The 14,423-nt window shown below is 68.8% G+C and carries 17 protein-coding genes; 5 read left to right on the top strand and 12 right to left on the bottom strand.

Annotation, left to right across the window (positions count from 1 at the left end):
* Positions 1-4: 4 nt before the first annotated feature.
* On the bottom strand, positions 5-1,363 hold the full coding sequence (locus tag IXW21_RS15025; RefSeq protein ID WP_194765070.1) for a polysialyltransferase family glycosyltransferase: 1,359 nt from the start codon (positions 1,361-1,363) through the stop codon (positions 5-7).
* Entirely contained in the window at positions 1,360-2,370 is a 1,011-nt protein-coding gene (locus tag IXW21_RS15020) for a glycosyltransferase family 2 protein (protein ID WP_194765069.1), read from the bottom strand. Before IXW21_RS15020 ends, IXW21_RS15025 begins: the two co-directional genes overlap by 4 nt.
* A gap of 121 nt (positions 2,371-2,491) precedes the next feature.
* Between IXW21_RS15020 and IXW21_RS15015 the strand changes: the two genes are divergently transcribed.
* Both IXW21_RS15015 and IXW21_RS15010 read left to right on the top strand, forming a co-directional pair.
* A complete protein-coding gene (locus tag IXW21_RS15015) occupies positions 2,492-3,394 on the top strand; it encodes a hypothetical protein (protein ID WP_194765068.1) in 903 nt (300 codons plus the stop codon).
* A gap of 50 nt (positions 3,395-3,444) precedes the next feature.
* Positions 3,445-3,762, top strand: a complete 318-nt coding sequence (locus tag IXW21_RS15010) for a DUF4229 domain-containing protein (protein WP_194765067.1) — start codon at positions 3,445-3,447, stop codon at positions 3,760-3,762.
* Between the two features lie 39 nt (positions 3,763-3,801).
* On the opposite strand, the gene IXW21_RS15005 is transcribed toward IXW21_RS15010, so the two are convergent.
* From IXW21_RS15005 to IXW21_RS14970, 8 genes are all read right to left on the bottom strand, one after another.
* Complete coding sequence (locus tag IXW21_RS15005) at positions 3,802-4,587, bottom strand: hypothetical protein (RefSeq protein ID WP_194765066.1); 786 nt, start codon at positions 4,585-4,587, stop codon at positions 3,802-3,804.
* Complete coding sequence (locus tag IXW21_RS15000) at positions 4,575-5,762, bottom strand: hypothetical protein (RefSeq protein WP_194765065.1); 1,188 nt, start codon at positions 5,760-5,762, stop codon at positions 4,575-4,577. The genes IXW21_RS15005 and IXW21_RS15000 overlap by 13 nt, the downstream gene beginning before the upstream one ends.
* The gene (locus tag IXW21_RS14995) at positions 5,762-6,061 is read right to left on the bottom strand and encodes a hypothetical protein (protein WP_194765064.1); all 300 of its coding nucleotides are present in this window, start codon (positions 6,059-6,061) and stop codon (positions 5,762-5,764) included. The genes IXW21_RS15000 and IXW21_RS14995 overlap by 1 nt, the downstream gene beginning before the upstream one ends.
* A 4-nt stretch (positions 6,062-6,065) precedes the next feature.
* Complete coding sequence (locus tag IXW21_RS14990; protein ID WP_194765063.1) at positions 6,066-6,344, bottom strand: SAV_915 family protein; 279 nt, start codon at positions 6,342-6,344, stop codon at positions 6,066-6,068.
* A gap of 74 nt (positions 6,345-6,418) precedes the next feature.
* Positions 6,419-7,396 carry a 1,4-dihydroxy-2-naphthoate polyprenyltransferase gene (locus IXW21_RS14985; protein ID WP_194765062.1) on the bottom strand — a complete coding sequence of 326 codons (978 nt, stop codon included), beginning with the start codon at positions 7,394-7,396 and terminating at the stop codon, positions 6,419-6,421.
* A 50-nt stretch (positions 7,397-7,446) separates the two neighbouring features.
* Complete coding sequence (locus IXW21_RS14980; RefSeq protein WP_194765061.1) at positions 7,447-8,091, bottom strand: dihydrofolate reductase family protein; 645 nt, start codon at positions 8,089-8,091, stop codon at positions 7,447-7,449.
* 29 nt (positions 8,092-8,120) lie between these two features.
* On the bottom strand, positions 8,121-8,411 hold the full coding sequence (locus IXW21_RS14975; protein WP_194765060.1) for a DUF4287 domain-containing protein: 291 nt from the start codon (positions 8,409-8,411) through the stop codon (positions 8,121-8,123).
* 35 nt (positions 8,412-8,446) lie between these two features.
* Positions 8,447-8,821 (bottom strand): cupin domain-containing protein, encoded by a 375-nt coding sequence (locus IXW21_RS14970; protein WP_194765059.1) that lies wholly within the window; start codon positions 8,819-8,821, stop codon positions 8,447-8,449.
* Positions 8,822-8,866: 45 nt separating this feature from the next.
* On the opposite strand from IXW21_RS14970, the gene IXW21_RS14965 reads away from it, so the two are divergent.
* On the top strand, positions 8,867-9,901 hold the full coding sequence (locus IXW21_RS14965) for an ArsR/SmtB family transcription factor (RefSeq protein WP_323742271.1): 1,035 nt from the start codon (positions 8,867-8,869) through the stop codon (positions 9,899-9,901).
* 37 nt (positions 9,902-9,938) lie between these two features.
* Here the strand turns inward: IXW21_RS14965 and IXW21_RS14960 are convergent, their stop codons facing one another.
* Positions 9,939-10,397 (bottom strand): Lrp/AsnC family transcriptional regulator, encoded by a 459-nt coding sequence (locus IXW21_RS14960; protein WP_194765058.1) that lies wholly within the window; start codon positions 10,395-10,397, stop codon positions 9,939-9,941.
* A gap of 71 nt (positions 10,398-10,468) precedes the next feature.
* On the opposite strand from IXW21_RS14960, the gene IXW21_RS14955 reads away from it, so the two are divergent.
* Both IXW21_RS14955 and IXW21_RS14950 read left to right on the top strand, forming a co-directional pair.
* Positions 10,469-11,911, top strand: coding sequence for a DUF6421 family protein (locus tag IXW21_RS14955; protein ID WP_194765057.1), 1,443 nt, complete (start codon positions 10,469-10,471; stop codon positions 11,909-11,911).
* Positions 11,912-12,016: 105 nt separating this feature from the next.
* On the top strand, positions 12,017-12,658 hold the full coding sequence (locus tag IXW21_RS14950) for an SDR family oxidoreductase (RefSeq protein ID WP_194765056.1): 642 nt from the start codon (positions 12,017-12,019) through the stop codon (positions 12,656-12,658).
* Between the two features lie 48 nt (positions 12,659-12,706).
* On the opposite strand, the gene IXW21_RS14945 is transcribed toward IXW21_RS14950, so the two are convergent.
* On the bottom strand, positions 12,707-14,254 hold the full coding sequence (locus tag IXW21_RS14945; RefSeq protein ID WP_194765055.1) for an MFS transporter: 1,548 nt from the start codon (positions 14,252-14,254) through the stop codon (positions 12,707-12,709).
* Positions 14,255-14,423 lie beyond the last annotated feature (169 nt).

Raw genomic sequence — 14,423 nt, 5'->3', positions numbered from 1 at the left:
CCCGTCACCGTCCTCTGATCGCTCGCCATGCCCTGGCGAGACGCCGTCGTGCACCTGTCGCCGTCAGCCGCAGCTCCTCGACGCGACCCACTCCGCCCGCGGGGCGCAGCGCGCGACGCACCGCGCCCTCGGTGGGAGCGCCCGGCAATCGCAGCGCGGTCAGCCGCTCTGCGTCGAAGTACCGGTCACGATCCGCCGGAGTGATCGCCGCGAGCAGCTCCTCCGCCCGAGCCCGCAGGTGACGGGCGACGCCGGGCTGCATGACGTATCCGACCGCGTCGATCAGCAGCTGCATCCGCTCGGGATCCCGATAGGGCGAGTCACGCCGCGTGAGCGCGTCGACGATCGTCGCCGGCACTCGATTGCTGTTCTCGTACGGGGAGAGCCGCGCGAGCACGGTGTCGGCGCCGACCGCATCGATCTCGCGGCCGAACACGGTCTGCACGGTCGGAAGCGCGGTCGAGAACCCGGCGATCACCGCGCGGGCGTCGAGACGTTCAGCGACCATCTCGGCCGAGAGGGCCCCGCGATACTCGTCGAACTCGAGCTCGTGGAACGCAGCCCGGTCGCGCAGTGCGTCGGTGAGACGGGGTGGCGCGGACGGATGCGGTTTGAAGACGATGCGCTGCGGATCGTGCGCGGCGGCGCGGTCGATCATCGCGCTCTGCAGAGCGACCTCCTCGGCCTCACTCACCAGTCCGAGCGCCGAGAGGTACTGCCCGAGCACGAGCACGGTCGAGACGTCACCGGGTGCGGTGTGGTCGGGCGCGGCGTCCTCGGCCACCGCATCGGCCACCTCGCGCAGCACGACGCCGAACGCCTCGGGCGGCACCGGCACCGGCTCGGCGTGCGGCGACCCGACGAGCGGCACGATCCCCGTCACGACGTCGGCGTGCACGACCCGGCCGATACGCGCGGTGACGGTGTGCGGCAGCGCGATGCGCATCGGCGAGTAGGTCATCAGCCCGTCTCCGACGATCGTGATGCGCGCATGCGGGAAGACCAGCATCAGGGTGCGCGCGGGAGCGACCTGAGGGCTCTGCAGCAGGATCTCGAGGTCGTCGTCGAGACCCCACGCGCGCGTCAGCAATCGTCGCAGGAGCGGAAGATCCGCGGGCTCCGGATCCCACGAACCGGGATGCAGTGGCCCGACCAGCTCGTCGAGGTCCTCGATCCGGTCGAAGCGCGCGCGCAGGGTCGCGAGTGCCGGATCCGCGATGATGCCGACCGAGGTCTCGGGCACACGGGACGAGTGGAACGGCACGAGCAGCCGCTCGCCGCGCGCCCCCAGCAGACCCCCGTCGAGGGCTGCGACCGCGGTCGCGAGGCCGTAGGCGCTGTGCAGCGCGAAGAGCTGGGTCATACGCGAACACCGTCCGCAGCGACGCTCTCCGATCCGGCGGCGGCCTCGCGGAGCAGGGAGGCCAGCACCCGGCGACGCGGCCCATCGAGCCGGGTCAGCACGGTCCCCGTCGCCCCTTCGGGCAGCCGCTGGAGAAGACCTCGGATGCCGCTGCGCATCTCCCTCCGCAACGAGGGGGTCATGCGGCGAGCGCGCACCAGATGCCGTGAGCTCAGCGCGAGCACGGTCCACACCGCCTTCGGTAGGAAGCGCGCAGCGTCGGCATCCGCCTCGACGACGTCGAGCACCTCGTGCATCGCCCGCACGAAGTCGAGCTGCCGCCGGTCGCGCACCTGCGTGAGAGAGGTCGCGACTCCACGCCGATACAGCAGCGCCGGCGCGTCGACCACCGCGAACGAGCGGGCCTGCAGGTGCAGGCGCCAGATCCAGGGGCGGTCCTCGGCCGTGAAGAGCCCGGGGGTGAAGGCTGCGAGGCCGTCGTCGAGCACCCGGCGATGCAGCATGCCGGCCCAGGCGAACGGGTAGTCGACCATGGTCGACTCGTCTTCGGGGAGGATCGCCTCGCGCGGCGACGCGACGCGACCGCGCCACGGATACGGCGCCGGCTTCAGCACACGTACTCCCTCGGTGACCGTCACGTGGTCGGTGCGCACGAAGTCGCAGCCCAGGTCGTCGAGTCGGCGCGCGAGCACCTCGAGGCGCCGCGGCTGCATCCAGTCATCACCGTCGAGAAAGCAGAACGCGTCGCCCTCGACGTGCGCGAGCCCCTGGTTGCGTGCCGTCGCGAGCCCGCGCGGGGTCGCATTGGTGAGGACCTCGGCGTGGGGGAACCGCTCCGCGTACCGTTGCATCAGCGTGCCGGTGCCGTCGCGTGACCCGTCGTCGATCGCCACGAGTTTCAGCGCCGCCGGGTCGTCGAACTGGCGGGTCAGCGTCTCGAGCGTCGTGCCGATGTACGCGCCTGCGTCCTTGGCAGGAAGGATGACGGTGACGAGCGGTGTGCGCACGGAACTCCCGGGGTGGACGGTCCCGGCATGGTGTCAGGCGCTCCTTGCCGATCGGAGACGACGAGGTGAACGCGCGGTGTCTCGCACGGCCGGTTCGCGCCGTCGGTGCGGATCGGCGACGATGGGACACATGCTGTGGCCGTTCGGGACGACGTGGCGCCCGGTGCGCCAGAGGCACCGTGGCACCGTGGACCTGCGCTGGCTCAGCGCTCGCACCTGGACCCGCCGCTGGTATCCGCAGGGCGTCGACCTCGGCGAGTGGCAGGGGCGACGCACACTGGCCGTGAGCTGGTTCCGTCAGAAGCTCGACGGCACGCACCTCGCCTCGAGGGTCGCCTTCGTCGACCTCGAACGCTCGCGGCACCTCGACGTGCTGCTCGCGATCGACGAGGACGGGATGCTGCAGCCCGCGCCGATCCACGCCGGAGGTCTGGCCTGGTTCGGCGACCGGCTCTTCGTCGCCGCCACGGGCCGGGGCATCTGGGAGTTCGACCTGTCCGCCATCCGGCGGGTGCGGGGCGCCGAGGCCCGTCGGGTCGCCGGACTCTCGGGGCGCGGCGTGCGGGCATCCGCTCTCGTCGCCGTACGCACGCGCGTGCATCCGATCGACCTGCGCTGCTCGTATCTCGGCCGCGTCTTCGACGCCGACGGCACACCCCTGAGGAGAGTGCTGATCGGCGAGTACGTGACGGCCGACTCCGGCCGGATCGCGGAGTACACGATCCCCGAGACCGACGAGGGTCGCTTCGAGGAGCAGGAGCGCTTCTCGCCCGGGCTCCCGCGCATGCAGGGCGCGGTGCGCTGGGGCGAACGTCACTTCGTGTCGCAGTCCGACCGGATGCACCCCGGCGCTCTGTGGACCGGGCGACGAGATGCCCTCGAGCGCGACCGGGTGCCGCTGCCGGTCGGCTGCGAAGACCTCGCCCTCGACCTCGACGCGAAGCTGCTGTGGTCGCTCGGCGAGCATCCGTGGCACCGCGTCGTGCGCGGCATCCCGTTCCGCGCCCTGGGGATCGACTCCTGACGAGCCCCGCTCCCAGCCGGTGCCTCAGAGTGCGAACGTAGACTGTTCGGGTGAAGAACCGTGCGCCTTTCCTCGTCTACACCGTGCTGCGGCTGCTGGCATTCCTCGTCCCGCTGGCCGTGATGTGGTTCTTCTTCCCGATCTTCCGCGAGTTCTGGTGGCTCGCCGCGATCTTCGCCGCCCTCATCGGCGTGAGCATCTCGATGCTGTTCCTGCGGGCTCCGCTCGCGGATGCCTCGGCGCGCCTCGTCGAGCGTCGGGGCGGACGCAGCGAGGCCGCTCAGGCCGACGCGGATGCCGAAGACGAGGCGATCGACGGCGCCGGGCGTCCCGATTCCGGCGCTACGGGGTCTGCGCCGCGGGTCTGACGGCGAGACCGACAGCTCACGGAGAAGCGTCGCGCTCGGTCATCGACCGGCGGGCGTGATGAACATCTCCTCGATGACGGCGACGATCGACGGACGATCATGCTGATCGAGCGCTGCGCACCGATCGATGATGGCGGCGACGGCGACGGGATCGGCGCGCAAGCGATCCGTCGGCCACTGCATGACGTCCACCGACGTCGTGAGCACGATCGCCCGTCCCACCGGGAAGGCTGCGAGGAGTGAGCTCCAGCTCACGGTCTCGCTCGCACCGAGAACGCGAACGGCGGTGACACCGTCGGCGTTCAACCGAATGTCGACGCGCCGGATGCTGCGCACGATGAGCCGCGCTGCGTACACGAGCCCGGCGGCGAGAACGAGTGCGAAACCGCCGAAGAACATCGGCAGGTCGAGACCGGGCGTGGTCCACACCACGACGAAGAGGACCGACGCCGCGGCGAGCGCAGCGAAGAAGAGGACCGCGAGCGCGACAGTCCGTCGGTAGGCGCGGAACGTCACGCCGTCGGACTCGATATCCGCGACCACATGGCCTTCACCCCACGACGGCGTGCGCCCGTCGAGCGCACGCTCCAGGACACCCGCACCCACCATGACGGCGACGAACGCGTAGAGCGCCGGGTGCCCGGTGGCCACGACGAAGCCCAGGCCCACGAGCAACAGCACGCCGAGCGCGACCACCGCCCAGGTCGGGGCCTGTGTGGGGGGCTCAGGCTGCTCCTGGCGCCGCGCCTGCACGACGAATCCATCGATCCGCCGAGATCCCTTCGGCATGCCTGAGCTCTCGGCATCCACCATCAGTTGAACCACTCACCGATGTCGATGGCCGTGTCGACGAACCAGTCGCCGACCTTCTCGCCGACGTCTCCCACGATGATGAAGCCATCCTCGGAGAACTCGTATATGCCCTGGCGCCACGACGGCGGCGTGGATTCCCAGATCGCTCCGGCCCCCATCGCTCCTGCTGAGGCCGCGCCGATGACGACGGCCGCCGACCCCCACACCGGCAGTGTCGCTCCGGCGACCACGGCACCCGCGATGCCCGTGGCTCCCAGGCCGCCCACCCACTCCACCACGACGTCGACGGGCTCCTTGCCGTCGGCGATGGCCCAGGCACCGAGCCCGATATCCACGGCGGGTCCGCCCACCGTGTCCAGAATGTGCCGGAGAGACCTGGTCACCTCGACGACGGAGTCGACGTTTCGCGACACCTCTCGCAGATGGTCCGGTGTGCCGTTCTCGATCGCCTCCAGCAGCTTCGCACGCAGTGCCGGGTCGCCCGCGGCCCAGGACCTTCTCGACACCTCGGCGGCGGCGTGCGCGAACCACTCCGCCTCGGACGTGAGGTGCGCGATTTTCTGCTCCCACGAGACGTCGACGTACTTGTTCGTCGCGGAGAAGCCGATCCCGGCCGTCTCTCTGATCCCCTCGTTCAACTCCTGGGCCTGAGACATCGCCGGCATCGTGCCCGCGTAGTCGACCAGGTGTGCCACGATCCACGCTTTGTGGTCTGCGTGCCACAGCACGACATCGTTCTGGATGCGATCGTAGGTGCGCAGGCGTTTCTGATGCGCGCGCCATTGCTCCCAAGAATCATCGTGGTCGCTCTGAGGCACCGGCCCCACCCAGGAGGGCTCATGCATCGTCGTGCCGGTGACCACCAGCCCCGCATCGGCAGCAGACACCAGGAAGCCCTCGAAGTGCTCCTGCATGCGCTCGAGACGACCCGCGAACATGTGCAGGATCTCGGCGAACGGGCCCGCGTGATCCGCGATCTCCCGAGACGCGGACACCAGGTCGCCGGCGATGTCGCTGAACGCATCTCCTGCCCGCCCCTGCCAGTACGAGGCCGAAGTGGTCGCGATCAGACCATCGATCACGTCGGCTTCGGACGCCGCATCCTCCACCTTGTGCCGCACCCACTCCGCCGCGGCGCGAACTGCGGACGGGCTGCCGCCGACCTCGATGGCACAGGAGCCGGCCATCAGGATTCGTCCTCGAGCTGAGCCGAGATGCGGCTGAGCGCGTCGGCGACGGCCTCCTCATCGTCGATGATCTTCGATGCGATGTCTTGCAGCAGCCCGGCCACGTCCGCATGCACTCCCGCGTTCAGCGCCGCCCAATGGCTGAGCCGGCCGAGGACATCTCCGATGGGCTGCGACCCCTCACCCGCATCGACCGTGTCGGGGAAGCTGCTCGACGCCGCTCCGAGCAGATCGGCCGCCTCGTGCAGCTGCGAGGCGGCGAACCGGATCTCGGTGGTGTCGGCTTCGATCCCGGTCACGGGGTCACCACCCGCCACGCTGCGGACGTGGGTCCGGGTCCATCAGGATCCGGGTGATGTTCATCTCAGCGGCCTGCGCCTCGAGCTCAGGTGTTCGCACGAGCATCCACTGCTGCCCGACTCCCCAGACCTTCTGCAGGCGATCCAGCGCAGAGTAGGCGCTCACAGCGAGCTGCCCGGTGCGTAGACGCATCAACGCGATGCCCGTGCGGCCCTCGTCATCACGCGACTCGACCGGCACATAGACGACGGGCGGCACATTCCGTTCCGATACGATTTCCATGGTCTTTCCCCCCGGTCACAAACCGCGTCCAGCATAGGTTGCCGTGGCATCTCGGGAAAGCGTTGACTGGTATATCAGCCGGCGAACGCCCAGAACAATGCACCGGCGTAGAGCAGTGCCGTGAGCGACGTCAGCGCGAGGGCGATGACGAGCTCCTTCGCCTGCCGGTAGGTCCAGACGATCAGGATCGCCGGGAGTCCCGCGAGCAGTGCGAGCAGACCCACCCACGCGATCGGGTACAGCAGCGCGAGGAAGGCAAGGATGCCGAACGGCGCCAGCACGAACAGCGTGAACAGCACCTGCGTGGCGCGCGTGCCGATCAGCACCGTCAGGGTGCGCTTGCCGACCTCGCGGTCCTGATCGATGTCGCGCAGGTTGTTGGCGAGCAGCACCGCACACGCGAAGAGGCCCGCGGCGATGGCTCCGAGCCAGGCCTGCTGCGGCAGCTCGAAGACCTGCACCCAGGTCGTGCCGAGAGTCGCGACGAGTCCGAAGAAGATGAAGACGAAGACCTCGCCGAGAGCGTTGTAGCCGTAAGGGCGTTTGCCGCCCGTGTAGAACCAGGCGGCGACGATGCAGGCCGCGCCGACCGCCAGCATCCACCACTGCTCGGTGCGGATCACGATCGCGAGGCCGACGACGGCGGCGAGCGCGAAGAAGACGAGGGCGATGATCAGCACGGTGCGCGGCTTCACCCGGCCGGAGGCGGTGAGGCGGGCGGGCCCGACCCGCACCGCATCGGTGCCGCGGATGCCGTCGCTGTAGTCGTTCGCGAAGTTCACGCCGATCTGCAGAAGCACCGCGACCGCGAGGCAGGCCAGGGCGATCACCCAGTGGAACTCGGGGCCGGTGCTGCGCGCGGCTCCGGTGCCGATCACGACCGGAGCGACGGCGAGCGGCAGCGTGCGCAGACGGGCCGCACCGATCCAGTCGCCGACCGTGACCGGGCCCGCCTCTACGACGGGCCGGTTGGCGGGGTTGCCGCTGGCCCGCTTGGCGGGATTGCCGCTCACGCGGGCCTGGTTCTTCTTGCGCTTCGAGGATGCTGCCACGCAGGGAATCCTACTGGCCGCGAGCCATGCTCCCCACCGAGCGAAGGGCCTCAGCGACGGGTGAAGGTCAGGTGCGTGACGCCGCTCTCCGCCACCTCAGAGCTCACGTCGTAGCCGTTCTCGAGGCCGCGGAGCCCTTCCCAGATACGCTCTCCGCTGCCGAGCACGAGCGGCGCCACCGCCAGGTGCACACGGTCGACGAGTCCCGCGCGCAGGAACTGCCGCACGACATTCACGCCACCGCCGACACGCACATCGCCACTGCCGGCCGCCTCGATCGCGCGGGCGAGGATCTCCTCCGCCGAGGCATCGACGAAGTGGAACACCGTGCCGTTCTCGAACTCGATCGAGTCTCGCGGGGTGTGCGTGAGCACGTACACCGGCACCTCGAACGGCGGCGTGTCCCCCCACCATCCGCGCCACTGCGGGTCATCCGCGTACTGGTGCAGACCGAACATGCCCGCACCCATGATCTCGGCGCCGATGCCCTCGAAGTAGGCGTGTGCGTACTTCTCGTCGATGCCCGTCGTGCCGGCGCCCGAGTCGTCTCCCAGCACGCGGGTGCGAAAGGTGCGCGTGGCGGCGTACGCAGCCACCAGTCGTGGCCAGTCGTCGCCGAAGGGACTCTCGGGAGTCTGATCGGTCGTCGTCGCGAATCCGTCGAGAGAGATGTTGAGGTCGACGCGGACTGCCATACTGGCTCCTCTGATCGTGGGGACGCCGGTCAGGCGTTCGGGTTGCTGTCTTTGCCGTCGAGCCACAGCGTGTCGGATGCGTCGCCGTGCGCTCCGCCCTTGCCGACGTGCTTGTCTCTGATCTTGGGCCCCTTGAGGATCACGTGCACCATCGCCTGCGCGTGGCCGTGGCCGAGGCTGTACTCCTCTTTGAGCCAGTTGAGCACGACGGTCGACTTCGTCGTCTCGTCGAAGCCCTGCTCCTTGGCGAGGTCGACGAACTGCCGAGGGGTGAGGCCGGTCTGGGTCTCGACCTTGTCGAGGTATGCCTGAAAGGACATGGTTACTCCTGGGTATGCGTTGCGAGTGGGCTGATTCAGTCGTCGGTTCCGTCATCGGCGAGGAACGTCTGGATGATGGTCGCCGAGGCATGGATGCCGATGAGTCTCAGCATCCCTTCTCCGACGTTGGTGAAGCAATGGGGCGTGAAGGCCGGGCCGGTGGCGGTGTCGCCGGCGCGGGCGATGAAGGTCTCGTCGCCGACCGTGATGCGAGCCGTGCCGTCGAGCACGACCCAGGTCTCGGAGTAGGGGTGCCAGTGCAGTCCCGGACCTTCGCCCGGTCGGTTCTCGACGTAGAAATACGACACGTCGGCGCCGTGCTCCGCCCCCACGAAACGGCGGCTTCGGCCCGTGCCGATGCGGATCGCCGCTCCGGCCACGACCTCGAGAGGAATCTGCGTGCTGCTCATGTCCCCAGTGTCGACACCGCCTGCGTCGTCTCCTAGAGTTTCGATGTGGATCGAAACACGCACGAGCGGATGCCGGTCGAGGGGATCGAGCATCCCGGGCATCGCGTCGAGTTCTCGCTGAGCCCCGGCGATGTCGAGGCCGTGCGATTCGGCATCTCACCCGGGCATGAACTCGCCCACGCCGTGCGCGTGCTGCTTCGCCCCGAACGGCATCCGCTGCAGTGGGGGTGGTTGCGGGTGGTGCGCGACCGGCTGCCACTCGAAAGCTTCAGACTGCTGGCCGCCGTCATCGGCGATGACGGATACCTGCCGGATTTCCTCACCGCGACACCGCAGTGGGACATGACTCCCGAGGGCGAACTCGAGGCACTTCGTCGCACGCCGCTCGAGCCCATGCGCGTCGACTTCGGCAAGATGGTGCTCCGCTCATCGGGCGCACGTCAGCGGGCGCTGAGCGAGATGCGAGAGGCCCCTGCCCGCGCACGCGCCATGATCGCGGACGCGTGGTGGGAGGTCTGGTCGGCCGCGCTCGCGCCGGTATGGCCGCAGCTCGAGCGCATACTGCGCGCAGACATCGCCGTGCGCGCCCGGGTCATCGCCTCCTCCGGCATCGCGGGGATGGCGGGCGGACTGCATCCGTCGGTGAGCTGGGGCGAGGGCGCCGTTCGTGTCGCGTTGCGCCGGCACAGCGAGATCGTCGACTGTCACGGCAGCGGCCTCGTGCTCGTGCCCTCGGTGATGTCATCGTGGGGATGCATGGTGCTGACCGAACCCCCTGCGCAGCCCACGCTGTTCTATCCGGCCCGCGGCGTGACAGCCGGGTGGGCTCGCAGCGCGCACGACATCGAGGATGCACTCGGGGCGCTGGTCGGCGCGGCGCGTGCGGGAATCCTGCTCTCGGCGGGGGCGCCTCGCACGACCACGCAGGTCGCCGCCGATGCCGGGATCGCCGTCTCGACCGCCTCGCACCACCTCACCGTGCTGCGACAGGCAGGACTCGTGTCCAGCGAACGCGACGGCGCCCGGATGCGTCATCTGCGCACCCCCTTGGGCGAGGCGATGGTGGGCGCGGTCCTCTGAGCGACTGCGCGCGGTCCGACGAGAGCCGGAGTCGGCGTCAGTCCTCGTCGCTGACCGGGATGATGGGCCGGTGCTCGTAGTAGGTCTGCAGCACGACCGTGGTGCGGGTGCTCACGTTGGCAGCGGTGCGGATGTCGCGCACCAGCTCTTCCAGCGCTCGCGGTGAGGGCACCCGCACGAACAGCATGTAACTCGCGTCGCCGGCGATCGAGTGGCAGGCCTCGATCGCGGCCAGATGCTCGAGGAGCTCGGGGGCGTTGTCGGGCTGGGCGGGATCGAGCGGGGTGATCTCGATGAAGGCCGAGAGCGGCGTGCCGACCAGTTCGGGGTCGAGGATCGCGCGGTAGCCCGAGATGACTCCGCGCGTCTCGAGACGGCGCAGACGCGACTGCACGGCCGAGACCGAGAGGCCCACAGCCTCGGACAGCTGCGAGAGCGTGGCCCGTCCGTCGCGGGAGATCTCGGCCAGGATCGCGAGGTCGACAGGATCATCCATAGATGTAAGATTATCGTCAGGATTCCGTATATGCCGGAATTTTTACGTCGCGATCCCCGATCGGAGGTTCCATGTCCACTCCCACCCTGAACACTCAGGCCATCGTCGGCGAACCCGAGGTCGTCGAGGACGCGTCGATCGCCGAGTCCTCCGCGGCGTGGGCCCAGCTCAAGGACGCCGCGATCGCGATCCGCGAGATGCAGATCAAGGACGGCTCGATCCCGGACGCGTCGACAGGCTCAGCGACCCACCAGAAGGCTCGCGACCTCGTCGCCGCGATCACCGCCGGCATCCGCGCTCTCGCCCCTGCCTTCCCGCACGATGCCGAATACCTCGCCGCCTCCGTGGTCGACTTCGACCGCTGGGTCTCGGAGGGCTTCGGTGTGCCGGACTTCCTCGACTCGCTCATGGCCTTCCAGCCGCAGCAGCACCGCGTCGACGGCATCCGTCACCTGGTCGTCTTCCCGATGTACACGCAGAACGGTTCGAGCGACCGCCTCGTCGAAGCGCTCATCGTCGAGACGATCTGGCCGGAGTTCATCGCCGCCCTCGAAGCCGGCGACTACGGCAACAAGCTGTTCGTCTCGCTGCGCCTCGTCGACTTCACGCCCGGCTACGACACGAACTCGGCCGTGCTGTTCCCCGAGACCGTCGCGATGCGCGAGATCCCGTCGTTCACGTGGGGTGCGATCTTCCAGGACCGTGAGGCCGCTCGCTACCGCCGGGTCACCCGTGCGGCCGCCGAGATCACGAACCTCGACCTGCCGGAGCGCGCTGCCGCGATGCTCGACGACCAGCAGGTGGCCGAGAAGACCTTCGTCATGTGGGACATCATCCACGACCGCACCCACATGCGCGGCGACCTGCCCTTCGACCCGTTCATGATCAAGCAGCGGATGCCGTTCTTCCTCTACTCGCTCGAGGAGATGCGCTGTGACATGACGGCGTTCCGCGAGTCGGTGAAGATCGAGCGCTCCCTCGCGGCCCGCATCGCCGCGGGTGAGGAGCTCACCGAGACCGAGCAGGAGATGCACGACTACGCGCACCTCGTGCAGTACGCGGTGATCTTCGACCGGATCTTCCGCTTCTCGATCACCGGCACCCGCACGCGCAACTACGACGCCGTCGGCGGACAGCTGCTGTTCGCCTGGCTGCACCAGCGCGGAGTGCTGCACTGGACCGACACCGCTCTCACCTTCGACTGGGACAACGTGCCCGATGCCGTCGTCGCGCTGGGCGACGCGATCGACGACCTGTACTGGCACTCGATCGACCGCCCGAAAGTCGCTCACTGGCTCGCCGCGTACGAGCTCGTACGCGGAACGCTCACGCCGCACCCGGCATCGCAGTGGGCCCGCGGCCTGTCGGACGAGATCCTCGCCGGCACGCCGAAGGGGTACACGGATGCCGTGATGGACGACGAGTTCCCGCTGTCGATGTTTTTCGAGACCCTCGACAAGAAGATGAAGCCGGTCATCGAATCGACCGTCGGCATCCGGGGCACCGATCACTGACCGGCGCATTTCTGGGGTCCGGTCGCGGGGGCGATCGGACGCGGCGTCTGCGGCCATTCCTTCCGGGGGTGGCCGCAGAGCTGTCTCTAGAGGAAAGTGGAGTACATGAGCGTCACTGATCGCACGATCATCCTCGCCGGCGCGACCAGCGACTCGGGTCTCGCCGTCGCGCGGGCTCTCGTCGACGGCGGCGCACGGGTCGTCGCGACCGGTCGGTCGGCCGATCGGCTGGAGCCGCTACGAGCGATCGGAGCCGAGGTCGACGTCGCCGACGCGACCTCGCTCGAGTCGATGGCCGATCTGGCGATGCGCCTCGACGCTGTCGACGCGGTCATCCCGCTGGTCGGCGGATGGCGGGGTGGCGGCGGACTCGCCGGACAGACGGATGCCGACTTCGGCGCCCTCCTTCCCGCTCTCGAGGCCGTGCGCGCGAGCAGCCGGGCGTTCGACAGCGCCCTGCGCGCCTCGGATGCCGGTCGCTTCGCGATCGTGTCGTCGACGGCCGTCGGGCGCCCGCTCGCCGGGGGCGCGAACTACGCGGCTGTGAAGGCCGCGAGCGAGGCGTGGACCCGCGCTGTGGCTCAGGGCTTCGCCAAGGCCGCGCGGGATGCCGGTGAACCGCTCCGTGCAGCATCCGTCGTGTTCCGCGCGAAGGCGCTCGACCCGGACTCTCTCACGCGTCGTGTGCTGGCACTCTGGGATGTCGACGCCGTCGAGCTGAACGACCAGGTCATCACGCTCGACTGAACCCGTCGGGCGAGGTCAGCGTAGTAACAGCGTCGCACCCGCGTCATATCAGCGTCGCACTTCAGGGATCTCCGGAGGGAGCCCACGCACCGGCGGCGGCGCATCGGGGTGGGTGGCGTGGGTGGCGTGGGTGGCGTGGGTGGCGTGGTCGGCGTGGTCGGCGTGGGTAGCGTGGTCGGTACCGTCACCCTCTGCAGCGTCGTCACTCTGTCCGACGTCGTCGCCCTCGCCAGCGTCGTCACTCTCTGCTACAGCCTCGTCACTCTCTGCGCTGGGGTCCTGCTCGGGCGCGCTCGCGTAGAGGACGGTGAGTTTGCGGTACGACTTCGTGAAGAACGCCAGGGTTCCTGCGACGACCATGATGAGGCCGGCGAACAGGCAGATCAACGCGATGCCCCGCGCATCGCCCTCGCCGAGCAGCCACCCCCACCGCTGCTGGCCTGCGTCGGTCCTCATGTACGGGATGATCAGGAACTCGGCTATCGGGGCGATCAGGAACGCCGTGACCGGAGCCGCCGCGGCCTCCATCGCCGCGGCCACGCCGAACACCCGCCCCTGCCGGTCGTATCGCACGACCTTCTGGATGATCGTCTGCTCGGCCGCTTCGGCCGGCGGCACCAGCGCCATGTAGACCCACATGCCGATCACGTACAACGGCCACCATTCGCGCAGCATGAACACCGAGCCGAGCAGGCCCATCGCGATCACCACGAGCAACAATGTGCGCATGGGTTTCGCACCGAGGCCGAACTTGGCGACGAGTCCACCGCCGATCAGGAACCCGGTCGACGCGAACGCCAGCGCGAAGCCCCACGTCTGGGCATCGAACAGCGTGAGTCCGTACGGATCCATGAGCGCCATGTAGACGCCGCCGATGAGGTTGTTGAAGGTCGAGAAGATGATCAGCGCGAACAGTCCCGGCGCCAGCCTGATCGCGGTCACGCTGCCGCGGAAGTCGAGCGCGCTCTTGGCATCCGGGTCGGGCGTGGGCGTGCCCTCGGGAATGCGGATGAAGAGCAGATGCACGAACGTCAGCACCATCGCGCCGATCGCGATCGCCAGAGTCCACCCCATGCCGAGGAAGCCGATCGACAGGCCCGAGAACACGCTCGTCACGAGGAAGGCGAGCCCCTGCACCGTGCCGACCAGGCCGTTGGCGTTGGCACGCCTCTCCTCCGGCACCAGCAGCGTGACCGTCGTGGACAGCGCGATGTTGCGCAGCTGCTCGATCACCCCGCCGAACAGGATGACGACCGAGAACAGCCAGAACCAGGGTCCGCCCAGATCGAGCAGCGCCGATTCGGGCTGCCAGACGTAGAGCAGACCCGCGACGAGGAACGCGACCGCCGAGATCACGCTCGAGAGCAGCATGACCGTGTGCTTGCGGTTGCGGTCGACGATCGTGCCGAAGATCATCGCGAAGAAGGCGATGAAGAGCATGTACGCGCCGCCGATGATGCCGGTGGCCAGCACGGACTGCGTCTCGATGTACACCCAGAACGTGAGGGCGAACCACAGGAAGCTCGTCGTCACGTTCGCGATGAGCGTGTTGACGAGAACGTTGGCGAAGGCGGTCTTCGCAGCGGTGCGCTCCATGGGTTCGAGGGTAGGCGTGGCCTCCGACATTCGGAAGGGGTGTCCCGATCTGCGGACTCGGCCCCGATCTGCGCCCGAATCCGGCAGAACAGTCCGCAGAACGGGACGAGGTCCGCGGATCGGGACACCCCTTCCGAATGTCGGAGGCCACGCCTACCCTCGAACCCAT

Origin of the sequence: Microbacterium sp. UFMG61, assembly GCF_015354505.1 — a bacterium.
Classification (GTDB): Bacteria; Actinomycetota; Actinomycetes; order Actinomycetales; family Microbacteriaceae; genus Microbacterium.
Note: the sequence above shows the minus strand (reverse complement) of the source record. Positions and strands in the feature narration are given on the sequence as shown.

Bases quoted from the DNA above. Each gene is read 5' to 3' on its own strand.
- IXW21_RS15025 (WP_194765070.1), bottom strand. From the start codon at position 1,363: ATGACCCAGCTCTTCGCGCTGCACAGCGCCTACGGCCTCGCGACCGCG.
- IXW21_RS15015 (WP_194765068.1), top strand. From the start codon at position 2,492: ATGGGACACATGCTGTGGCCGTTCGGGACGACGTGGCGCCCGGTGCGC.
- IXW21_RS15000 (WP_194765065.1), bottom strand. From the start codon at position 5,762: ATGGCCGGCTCCTGTGCCATCGAGGTCGGCGGCAGCCCGTCCGCAGTT.
- IXW21_RS14990 (WP_194765063.1), bottom strand. From the start codon at position 6,344: ATGGAAATCGTATCGGAACGGAATGTGCCGCCCGTCGTCTATGTGCCG.
- IXW21_RS14980 (WP_194765061.1), bottom strand. From the start codon at position 8,091: ATGGCAGTCCGCGTCGACCTCAACATCTCTCTCGACGGATTCGCGACG.
- IXW21_RS14975 (WP_194765060.1), bottom strand. From the start codon at position 8,411: ATGTCCTTTCAGGCATACCTCGACAAGGTCGAGACCCAGACCGGCCTC.
- IXW21_RS14970 (WP_194765059.1), bottom strand. From the start codon at position 8,821: ATGAGCAGCACGCAGATTCCTCTCGAGGTCGTGGCCGGAGCGGCGATC.
- IXW21_RS14960 (WP_194765058.1), bottom strand. From the start codon at position 10,397: ATGGATGATCCTGTCGACCTCGCGATCCTGGCCGAGATCTCCCGCGAC.
- IXW21_RS14955 (WP_194765057.1), top strand. From the start codon at position 10,469: ATGTCCACTCCCACCCTGAACACTCAGGCCATCGTCGGCGAACCCGAG.
- IXW21_RS14950 (WP_194765056.1), top strand. From the start codon at position 12,017: ATGAGCGTCACTGATCGCACGATCATCCTCGCCGGCGCGACCAGCGAC.
- IXW21_RS14945 (WP_194765055.1), bottom strand. From the start codon at position 14,254: ATGGAGCGCACCGCTGCGAAGACCGCCTTCGCCAACGTTCTCGTCAAC.